The organism is Desulfobacter sp. (assembly GCF_050177295.1).
The window spans coordinates 1-9,817 of record NZ_JBFXHE010000147.1 but is presented as its reverse complement, the minus strand read 5'-3'; the positions used below and the strand labels follow the sequence as shown (position 1 = coordinate 9,817).

Below are 9,817 nucleotides of genomic sequence, written 5' to 3'. Positions count from 1 at the left end.
ATTCTTGTCAACCCGGTATTCCTTGCCACCGTTCAGACCTTTAGCTTCAAGATACGGATGGTCCGTTGTTTTTTCTGCATTGATGTAAATACCGAAGGCGGTTTTGGCGGCTTGTTCAAAATTGTCCTGCTGTCCTTTAACGGGTTGATCCGATTTGTCAAAGGCACCCTCAAGTTTATAATCACCTTCATATTTAAAATTGCTGAATTCTGCGGTTTTATAATTTTTGATATATCCTGCAGGCCTGCCGTCAGCATGGAGAACATACTCTCCGGAAACCTTTTTTTCTGACTCCCCCTCTACCCGGACTCGGTGTTTTTTCCCGTCTGCAACAGGGTTGTCAATAACAACGCCTATCTTCGCGGCATGATCCCGGAACTGATTTGCTAAATCAGATGTATCAATTTCTTTATTTTCCTGGGGCTTCATCCATTTTTCAAACAAACTCTGGTCAGCTCCGGCAGCGATAAACCATGATTTTTGTTCTTTGTCCCATTTAGCCCCCAGGCCCTTGGCCTCGTCTTTTTCGGCATAAGGGACATTGATATAGGTCTTTTCTGCTTCGGGTTTTACTGTCCGGGAATATATTGCAGTTGCAACTGCCCCCTCGGGGGCCGGTGTTACCTGCATCACGTCACCCAGGGCTTTAGCCATTTCCTGATTCTGCATATCAGCTATAGCTTGTTTCATGGCAAGCTTTGCTTGGAGTTGAGTATTGAATGTTGCGATTTCCTTTTGCATATCACGGCCATTCTGAATGATGGGCTCAATTTTAGAACTTCTAAACATTAATGCTAAATCAATAGATTCGTTACCGTCCTGCAGTCGGCCTGTGGCCTGAAATCTCTGGTGGGTTGCGGCACTATATTCTGATTCATTGTTTTGGGCCGGTTCCGATTTATTACCGGAAAAGACATTTTCAGGAAAAGGGGTTTGAATATTTCGTTCCCACATCCCTTTCATGTGTATAGGTGGGCCGGTGGTCACAAGAGGCCCATGGGTATCGCCAAATTCAGTTATTTTATAAACTGATACTTCATCGTCTTCTAATTCTTTCATTGTGGATTTAGCGGAGATCGCGGCCTTTAAAGCAGCTTCTGGGGTGTCAAATTTTGCCGCCTCGCTTCCCCACGGATCAACCAAAGTTTTATTTTTACTGATGCCGGCTAAAGACTCATCAGCAATGATGTAGTGACCTTTCACTGCCTCTTCCTTAACAACCGCCTGCTCTTTGTCCATACCAAGGATATAATCAGCGATTTTTTCCGCATCCTTCATGGCAAAACCAAGCTCTTTGGCCCGGTCATTTTCTTTCAAAGCTGTCAACCAGCCAGCAACATAAGCGGTGTTATTCTCCTGAGCGGAAGGTTCATAACCGATGCCGATTTTTGTGCAAATCAGCCAGGCTGAAATTTCAGCCCGCAACTCTTCTTTTGCCCGGTCCTCGTTACTGCTCCGGTCCCGTTCCCTGTTCAGCATTGACGGATGCTGCGTTGCATGGCTCAACTCATGGAATATCATGGAATAGTATTCAGACTTGCCTTCAAACTGTGCTTTCTGAGGTGTTTCGATGGTATGGGTATCCGGTCTGTAAAAAGCCCTGTTCAACTGGCTTTCAACCATGGGCAAGCCGGCGGATCTTAAAATTTTTTCGGCTTTTTCTTCCGGATTCCAGGACGGTTCGGGTTGATGGTATGGCTCGATTCCCTCCACCTGGGAGGCATTAAAGAGGGCAAAAGCGTTAAAGACCGGCTTTTCAACACGCTCCATTGTCTCTTTGCCATCTTTATCAATTATGGGTTTGCCGTTTTCATCCAGGGCTTTTTCAAGCCGGTTTGGAGAATAATAAAAGCCGGCAGTTGATTTTTCCCCTTTTCTAACCCGGCAGTCCATACTTTTAGCCTGGTTAAATGTTAACCATCTGGGATCATTGTAGCCGCCCATGGCCAGATTCATGACATTAACACCCTTATACGCGGTGTCTGTTGTCATGTTTTTGGGCAGTTCAAGAAGTTCGCCTTCTTTCCAGGGTTTTTGCCAGGGCGCATCGCCCTTTTCAACGGCGTCGAGAACCTTTTGACTGAATTCGTTTAATTTATCCTGATATTTACCCATTTAAACACCCCCTTCCTCTTCCATAAGAAAGGCTTCGGCTTCTGCCAGTTCCAGACCGTAAACATGGGCTATATGTTTGGCTACATCTTCCGGGATTTCGTCAGAGTCAAAATCAAAATTTTCAATTTGGAGATCCAGCCATTTTTTATAGTCAGTCAGGCTCATTCCCCGTTGGTTGGCGTACTCTTTCATTTCATGCAGATTCATTTTCTTTTACCTTTTCTTTGAATTTGGGTTGACCGTTATTGTCAAAGTAAGTCTCCCGGCAATCGGGAAAACCTGAACAACCCCACCAGTAGTTTTTCTTGCCTCCTTTCCCTTTTTTCTTAGCCTCCCTGCGGATCAGCGGCTTACCGCAGGCCTGACAATTGAATTTAGATAAAACGCCGCCTTTTTTTTCTTTTGGGGTCAGATCCGGCTTGCCGCCTTTATCCGGGAAGGTTGTTTTACAGTCCGGGTAACCGGAGCATCCCCAGAACAAACCGTTTTTACCTTTCCGTTGCCGCAGCAGCTGGCTGCAATTCGGGCAGGAAAAGCCCTGCTTCTCTTCAAATTTTTGACCGGAGCCGTTTTTAACCTGTTCAACCTCGTTTTTTATCCAGGCAGCAATATCCGCCTGGAACTTTTCCGGGTTGCCTTTATTGGCGGCAATATCAGTTAAGCAGGATTCCCATTCTGCGGTCGTGACAGGGTCAGAAATAGATTCGGGCAAGACCTTTAACGCTTCTTTGGCCTTGTCAGATGAAACTATATTTTTACCGGATTCAAGCAGGTATCCACGCAATTTCAAGCCGTCGATTATCGCGGCCCTGGTTGCTTCCGTGCCGATGCCTTTTACCGTTTCAGACTTGAGAATTTTTTTAGCCTCTTTATTCTCTACATACTTGGCTATATTCTCCATGTCGGCAATCAAGGTGCCTTCCGTATAGGGTGCCGGAGGCTTGGTCTGTTTGGTGGCCACATTCGCTTCTTTACAATTCACCTGGTCGCCTTCCGTGACAGCGGGCAATTCTGCCGTGTCCTCTTTATCCTTGCCGTCATCGGCAAAAAGAATTTCTTTCCATCCTAAAATAACGGGGCTGCTGCCGGTCACTTTGAAAAGCTCGCCGCAGCATTCAGTAATTATAGTTGTGGAGTCATATTCATAAGCGGCCATGAATTGTGCGATATAACGCCTGCGGATCGCGTCATAGACTTTTAATTCAGCGTCATTCATTCCGCTGATGTTCGGGGCTTCTGTCGTGGGAATGATTGCGGTATGGGCGGTAATTTTTTTTTCGTTAAAACACTTGGGTATCTGGTGCATGTCGCATGCCTGGACAAATTTTTCCAGGCTGTTATCTGCGGCAACAACGGAATTAATGGTATCGCTGACTTCGGCTAACGCTCCGCTTGCAAGATACCGGCAGTCTGTTCTGGGGTATGTCGTGGCTTTGTATTTTTCATAAAGGGCCTGGGCAATTTCCAGGACCTGTTTAGCGGACATCCCCCAACGCTTTGAGCAGTATGTCTGCAAAGCAGAAAGCGAAAAAGGAAGTTCAACATCCTTTTTCTTCCGGGTCTTTTCGGCTTTTTGGATAATGCCTTGCTGTCCTTCAATTTTTCTGGCGGTTTCTTCAGCCACAGCTTTATCCGGACACCGCCTGTCAGGGTCAGCTATATTTTCCGGCACCTGCCAGGCGGCGTTATAATTTTCGGCAGCAGACCGAAAGGTAGCTGTCAGGACATGATAATCAACAGGCTTGAAATTGGCGATTATTTCATCCCGGTTCACCACCAGGGAAAGGGTAGGCGTTTGAACCCGGCCAACAGAGAAAACACTGTCATGGCCGGCAGCCTTGGCAAGCAGGGTAAAGGCCCTGGTTAAATTCATACCCACCACCCAATCAGCGATACTGCGGCTATAGGCCGAGTCCCGCAAGCCTTTATACTCTGTGTTGGGTTTTGGGACGTCCAGGGCCTGTTTAAGGGCTTTTGCGTTCAGGGCAGAGATCCAGACCCTTTCTGTGGGACCGGACCAGTTAAGTTCCTCTATCACTTCGTCAACCAGGAGCTGGCCTTCTCTGTCCGGATCACCGGCATTGATAACCATGTCCGCCTCTTTTAAAAGTTTTCTGATAGCGGCAATTTGAGTTTTTGTTTTTGGGACAGGTTTTCTCCGGTAGGCTTCCGGCAGTATCGGCAGGCTGTCTAAGGACCATTTTTTATACTGGTCCCCGTAATCCTGGGGATTGAAAAGTTCAAACATATGGCCAAAACACCAGGTCACGACATCTTTGCCGCATTCAATGTAAGCGTTTTCTTTTTTGGTCACGCCTAAGATCGCGGCAATTTCTCTGCCAAGAGACGGTTTTTCTGCGATATAAAGTTTCATGATTTCACCTTTTAAAAATGGTCTATAATTGCCCTTCGTAGGGCTCATTAAAGGACAGATCCTTTACCACCATGACGTTCAGCCGGTATCCTGGCCGGATATTCAACGTGGGTGACATATCCATGTGCTTGGCCAACAAGCTCATGGTTGTTTGTCCCATCTGTTCGGCCAGCGCCGTTCCCATGGCGGAGCTGAAATTTTCGGTATCACCGTCATTGGTATCTAATGTGTTGAGGGCATAGGCAGTGCCGCCGGTGATCAAACTCATAAGAAGGGCATGGCCGTAGATCCTTAGATAGTGGTTATCAACCTGGTCTTTCAGGCCGGAATAGCCGAGCTGATCCGTTCCGGGCATATCACTTAAGGTCATTGTCCGGCCATCCGGAAAAATCAACCGCTGCCAGACCACGAACAACCTTTCCTGGCCCATGATGACCTGGTTTTGATACTGCCCGAAAATTTTGGTTCCCTGGGGGATCAAAAGATTGTATCCGGTGGCTGTGTCCCAAACGTCCTGACTGACCTGGCAGCTTATATGCCCGGGCAATGTCGAATTAATCCCGGTGATAAGGACAGACGGAATGATAGAGCCGGTTTTAATGGAAAGAGCGTCTGTCTCCTGGTCCATAGAATACCCATTTGACCATCTTTGATCCCCGGTTTCTCCGATGTCGAACGAATCTATAACTGCCGCCTGGTTTGCTGAAAAGGAAAGAGAGGAAGATCCTTTGGACCTGACAGAGGCTGTTGCATTGGGAATTTGCCCTTGATTTATGCTGGTTCTTAGCTGTGCCGCCTCTTTTTTTAAGCCCGCGATTCGGGATGAACTGTTTGCCTGTGTATATCCGGATGCACCCAGACCGCCGTCATCGACACCAATGACAGGAGAATCTTTTTTATAAGCAATCAGCCCGGCCTCCAAAGCTTTTCGTTGCTGTTCAAGATGATATTCCTGTATGGCCAGAAGTTGTTTTTGATGTTGTTTTTCAAGTGGATCTTTAGGAACAGGCTTGGCAGCCGGTACAACCTGAATAGGTTCTTTTAATGACGGGGTTTCGCCTGGTGCCGGTGGCTTGCCAGAGACAATTTCTTTGGCAACGCCCTTAAAATCTTTCGGGGCTTTGGGTAAATTCAATCCCTCTTCATCTGTTGTTGTTGATACGCCTGGTTCTATTAATAGGGTTTCCTGCTGCTTGATTTTACTTTTGGAGTTTCCGCTGTCAAAAATCGAAAATATCAGCAAAATAACAATGACAATAATGAGGCCCAACAGCAGGAATATAGGTTTTTTGCTCAAAACAGTCGTTACAACACCAGGTCTTTTTAATGCCTTGGGTGCGGTCATTTGTTAACCTCGCTGTTTTGTTCTGTGTAATAATCCTCCAGGACATAACCGGGGAGTTTAAACATTCTGCTGAAAACAAGCCCGTTGCTGCTTTTGAGATGGATATACCCGGTTTTTTCGTCCATCGCGTCTATGACGTAACTGATATTTACGGCATCTTCCTGGCTGCCGATTGTATAACCTGCCTTCCGTGCCGTATTCTCTAAAAGCATATCGAATACGGCGTTATCGCTTTTAGAAAAACTCAAGGTTGTTTGGGCGGGTGGATATTCGGTAAGCAAACGATTTATGATGACATCACAGCATGGGTTGGGGTTTTCAACTATAACCCGAGAGCCCTTATTAACCGAATGGACACATGCAGAAAGGGTTATGACCACAAAAAGAAAAAAGATCGGTTTGATAAGCTTTTTCATTATACCCCCAATCTTTTTAGCGTAATTTTTTCCTGTTCCTTATCAACGCCGATAATCAGATAGGCTTCGTCAAAGATGCGATCAACAATGAAACAGTTGTTTTTTACCCGGTAATTAACAAGACCTTTGCCTGCAGTGGTTTTCACCAGAAACATGGGCATCTCTTCCATTTTGGGCAGCTTGATATAGGTTTTGATGCCGTTATCAAAAATTTGTAACGGCTTCCAACCGGCATCGCCTGATATTTCGTAGTCAAAATTCAATTTCGATATATCAAACCCTTCTGCCGTGATCTTCTTAGCTTCTTCTGCGGCAATCCTGGCCTGGGCATCGTCAGCAATTTTTAACTGTTCCCGGGGATACATAAAACCGGAATAGAGCATGTGTTTTTGCCGGTCTGATTTTAAATTGATATGGTAAACCCGCCTGTCCGTGGTAATCACCACTGTGGTTTTAAGGCCGGAATTCAACGCTTTGAAAACAACATGGCTGGTACTTACACCGCCGATGCCGGAAAAAATTATTTCGGCAAACCACCGGGCATTATCACCCAGGACCATGGAATTGATGACCTCTCCCGGCTGCAACTCCAGATCAGCCACTTTGTAAGGGGCAACAACAATGGTGGGCACGCAATGGCCGTAAACAAAACAGGTCTTGCCGTTTTGCACAGTTACCGGTTCCAGTGTTCCTTTTTCCCACTGGGCCTGTAGAGCCAGAGCCTTTTTTTCTTTTGTGGTTAAAGAAGCGTTCACAGGGCTTAGATAATCTGCGGCCTGACAGGTAGCCAGGGACAAAATTAAAATCGTAATTGCTGAAAAGAAAATCTTTTTCATGATAAAAACTCCTATTGTATTTTTTCGCTGTGGCTTATTTCGGCAACATAAATCCCGGTTGCGTTACACAAAATTTCCTGCTGTGTTTCCGGAATCTTGCGTTTGATAACCAGGTTGCCCTGGTAAGAGGTCCGGGATCGCTCAACCCCTTTATGGGACCGCTCAATTTCAAGCCATTCCACAAGCCAGGTTTCTCCGCTGACATAAAGGGGCAGGACTGAAATCCTTACCTCCACCAGTTTCTTTTCGCTGGTCACATAAGGGTTGTTTTCGGTGTACCATTGGCCTAAGATCCTTTTTGCCGCTCCAATGGACATAAAGCTTGCCTGTTTTAAATATTTTTCCTGAAGCGCAATATCCGCCGTGACAGTCCGCCATGCCGTGATGAATTGTGCCAGGCTGTACTGTATGATCTCTTGCGTGGTTTCGATTCTCTTGGCCATATGTCCGCCGGACACACGTCCTGCCCGGTCCACCTCAACCACATAAGGCACAACCTTGTTCTGGTGTAACTGAATGATGTTGGCGACTCCCAGGAGGATGGCGACAAGGCCGATGAAAAGAGCGGCCATTCGCCAGAAGTTTCTTTCCCGGATGAACGATCCATACATTTCCGTCCAGGCCATGCGACCGGCAAGATAATGGTTTTTACCTGGCTTTGCTGCTGTGTTCATTGCTGATCATCCTTTTTCTTTAAATGCGCGGTTGCGGCATCGGCAATTGATGAAAGCGCTCCTTTTTTCATTCCGGCTGCAGCTCCGGCCAGTCCGCCACCGCCGGCACCAATCGCGGCCCCCACACCCATGGAGGCGGCACCCGCAGCCATACCGACGCCGGCGGCCATGGCTCCTGTCATAACCCCGGCACTGCTGCCGCTATGCAAAGTGACCATTCTCGCCATGGCGTCGGGGAGCGTTTTTACCAGAAATGCAAGGATGATAAAGGATGCGGTAATAACCAGAACTTCTGAAATATCGTTGAAATAATAATTGATCATGTCAGCCACAAACGCAGCTAAAATGAAGATCAGACACTTGACTGTGAATAGTTTTAGACCAACGCCAAGGGCGTATTTGAGAAAGCTCGTTGCAAAGCCCCTGGTTGTTTTAAGCCCCCCAAATCCCAAAAGCAGAATGCCTAAATTAAGGACAATCCAAGCCTCACAAAGAATTAAAACATACATGCCATAGATAAACGCGGCACAAAGCAGGGTTGCAATGATACAAAGCCCAATCAGCGGGGCTTTTACCGCACCCCATATAGATATGGGTGCTGTCATGTTGTCGGCGATTTTAAGACTGTTGGTAAACACCTGCATGGCACTGCTGCCGCCCCCGGCAACATCCACGCTTAAATTAGCCATCCCCTGGATCAGTTTATCCGCCCACCCCTGGCCGTAGACGATCAGGCAGAAAAAAACAGACCCGAAAAAGACCACCTTTACAAGATCCTCCAATACATCCTGCAGGGTGGATTGCTTCAGGCCCAATTTTAATGCCATCCAGGTGAGCTGTATAACGAGCATGACTTTCAGCAGCCAGAACGCATGCTTTTTTACATTCGCTCCCCAGGTTGTACCGACTTCATGATATTTGGTTATTATTTTCTCAATAATAGCCTGATCAACGGTTGCGGCAGCGGCATTTTCGTTACAAAAAAACAATAAAATTGATATGATAGCAAAATAAAGAAAAAGATTTACAAGAGGTTTTATGTCTAAAAATTTAATCATTCTTACCGTCTCCATAGCGATTGCGATCAGTATCAGTGTGGGTGTTTATATTGGGATCTCGGTTGATTCCCAACCTGAACAGGATCACACAGATACTGTTGGGATAATGCGGGATCATGCCACTTTGCCTGAACCCTGATTAAGGTTCAGGTAAAAAAGCATTGCTCCGATCAATACCCACGCTTCTTTCCCGCTGATCTTCCGCCTCACGCAATTTTTGTTCATGCTGTTTCTGGGCTGTTTCGCTTGATTGGGCCTGCACGTAATTGGCCAACAATGCCCTGGTCTGCCGCAACTCGTTTACGGTCAGGGCATTTATTTGGTTCCCGGCTTCTATTGCCTGCATTCTGCCGGATTTTGATGAAAGAAGACCGCTTATATAGGTGTCAAATTCGCCGGAGTCTTCCAAATCCTGTAACTGCTGGCCGGAAAGCTGAAAGTTCGACTGCAAAATATTGTCCATTTTCACCGCAGCAATGTTGAACTGATTTCTCCGGTCATCAATCCGATCCGACATCAGCACCCCGTCAACTTTTACATCTCTGAGTTCGGGCCAGGTTTCTGTGAAAATGGTATAAAGGGCGTCCATGTCGGCTTTGTATGTTTTCAACCGGCGAATATTCGCTAACGCCCCTCTCAGTTGATACTCTAATTTGCTTTTCATGTTGGTGGGCAGATTCATGGTATTGGTCAAAGCGTTCTGTGTCTGCTTGACCAGTTCTTCATAGCGTTTGATCGCTTCGGCCAACTGCTCAATATCTTTGATGTACTCTAAGGCCTGAGTGAACAGGTTCGAACAGTTGACACAAGTTACAGGGATGCCGGCCAGGGTCAGGGAAGATGAGAAGGAGAGAAGACAGATAAGGACGATGAAGTGAGCGCGGACTCGCAAATTGATGGATTGATGGTCAACAAAGATGAGGGACGCGTTGCGCTCATTGGTCGTATTTTTTAAGACATAAGTGGGAAGGGTTTACATAAAGTAAAAAGAAGGGGAAG

Annotated in this window: 9 protein-coding genes; all 9 read right to left on the bottom strand. The window is 46.6% G+C overall.

Going from position 1 to position 9,817, the window contains the following annotated elements; genetic code table 11:
* On the bottom strand, window positions 1–2,115 hold a 2,115-nt coding region (locus tag AB7U36_RS11730; protein WP_428159959.1), incomplete at its 3' end, for a zincin-like metallopeptidase domain-containing protein.
* On the bottom strand, window positions 2,116–2,322 hold the full coding sequence (locus AB7U36_RS11725; protein ID WP_428159958.1) for a hypothetical protein: 207 nt from the start codon (window positions 2,320–2,322) through the stop codon (window positions 2,116–2,118).
* Complete coding sequence (locus AB7U36_RS11720) at window positions 2,309–4,489, bottom strand: DNA topoisomerase III (protein ID WP_428159957.1); 2,181 nt, start codon at window positions 4,487–4,489, stop codon at window positions 2,309–2,311. The genes AB7U36_RS11725 and AB7U36_RS11720 overlap by 14 nt, the downstream gene beginning before the upstream one ends.
* A 22-nt stretch (window positions 4,490–4,511) precedes the next feature.
* Complete coding sequence (locus AB7U36_RS11715; protein WP_428159956.1) at window positions 4,512–5,834, bottom strand: TrbI/VirB10 family protein; 1,323 nt, start codon at window positions 5,832–5,834, stop codon at window positions 4,512–4,514.
* Window positions 5,831–6,082 carry a hypothetical protein gene (locus AB7U36_RS11710; protein ID WP_428159955.1) on the bottom strand — a complete coding sequence of 84 codons (252 nt, stop codon included), beginning with the start codon at window positions 6,080–6,082 and terminating at the stop codon, window positions 5,831–5,833. The genes AB7U36_RS11715 and AB7U36_RS11710 overlap by 4 nt, the downstream gene beginning before the upstream one ends.
* 167 nt (window positions 6,083–6,249) lie before the next feature.
* A complete protein-coding gene (gene trbG, locus AB7U36_RS11705; protein ID WP_428159954.1) occupies window positions 6,250–7,086 on the bottom strand; it encodes a P-type conjugative transfer protein TrbG in 837 nt (278 codons plus the stop codon).
* Between the two features lie 11 nt (window positions 7,087–7,097).
* On the bottom strand, window positions 7,098–7,760 hold the full coding sequence (locus AB7U36_RS11700; protein WP_428159953.1) for a VirB8/TrbF family protein: 663 nt from the start codon (window positions 7,758–7,760) through the stop codon (window positions 7,098–7,100).
* Window positions 7,757–8,749, bottom strand: coding sequence for a P-type conjugative transfer protein TrbL (gene trbL, locus AB7U36_RS11695; RefSeq protein ID WP_428159952.1), 993 nt, complete (start codon window positions 8,747–8,749; stop codon window positions 7,757–7,759). The genes AB7U36_RS11700 and trbL overlap by 4 nt, the downstream gene beginning before the upstream one ends.
* A 208-nt stretch (window positions 8,750–8,957) precedes the next feature.
* On the bottom strand, window positions 8,958–9,710 hold the full coding sequence (trbJ, locus tag AB7U36_RS11690; RefSeq protein ID WP_428159951.1) for a P-type conjugative transfer protein TrbJ: 753 nt from the start codon (window positions 9,708–9,710) through the stop codon (window positions 8,958–8,960).
* Between the last annotated feature and the right edge of the window lie 107 nt (window positions 9,711–9,817).

Bases quoted from the DNA above. Each gene is read 5' to 3' on its own strand.
- AB7U36_RS11725 (WP_428159958.1), bottom strand. From the start codon at position 2,322: ATGAATCTGCATGAAATGAAAGAGTACGCCAACCAACGGGGAATGAGC.
- AB7U36_RS11720 (WP_428159957.1), bottom strand. From the start codon at position 4,489: ATGAAACTTTATATCGCAGAAAAACCGTCTCTTGGCAGAGAAATTGCC.
- AB7U36_RS11715 (WP_428159956.1), bottom strand. From the start codon at position 5,834: ATGACCGCACCCAAGGCATTAAAAAGACCTGGTGTTGTAACGACTGTT.
- trbG (WP_428159954.1), bottom strand. From the start codon at position 7,086: ATGAAAAAGATTTTCTTTTCAGCAATTACGATTTTAATTTTGTCCCTG.
- AB7U36_RS11700 (WP_428159953.1), bottom strand. From the start codon at position 7,760: ATGAACACAGCAGCAAAGCCAGGTAAAAACCATTATCTTGCCGGTCGC.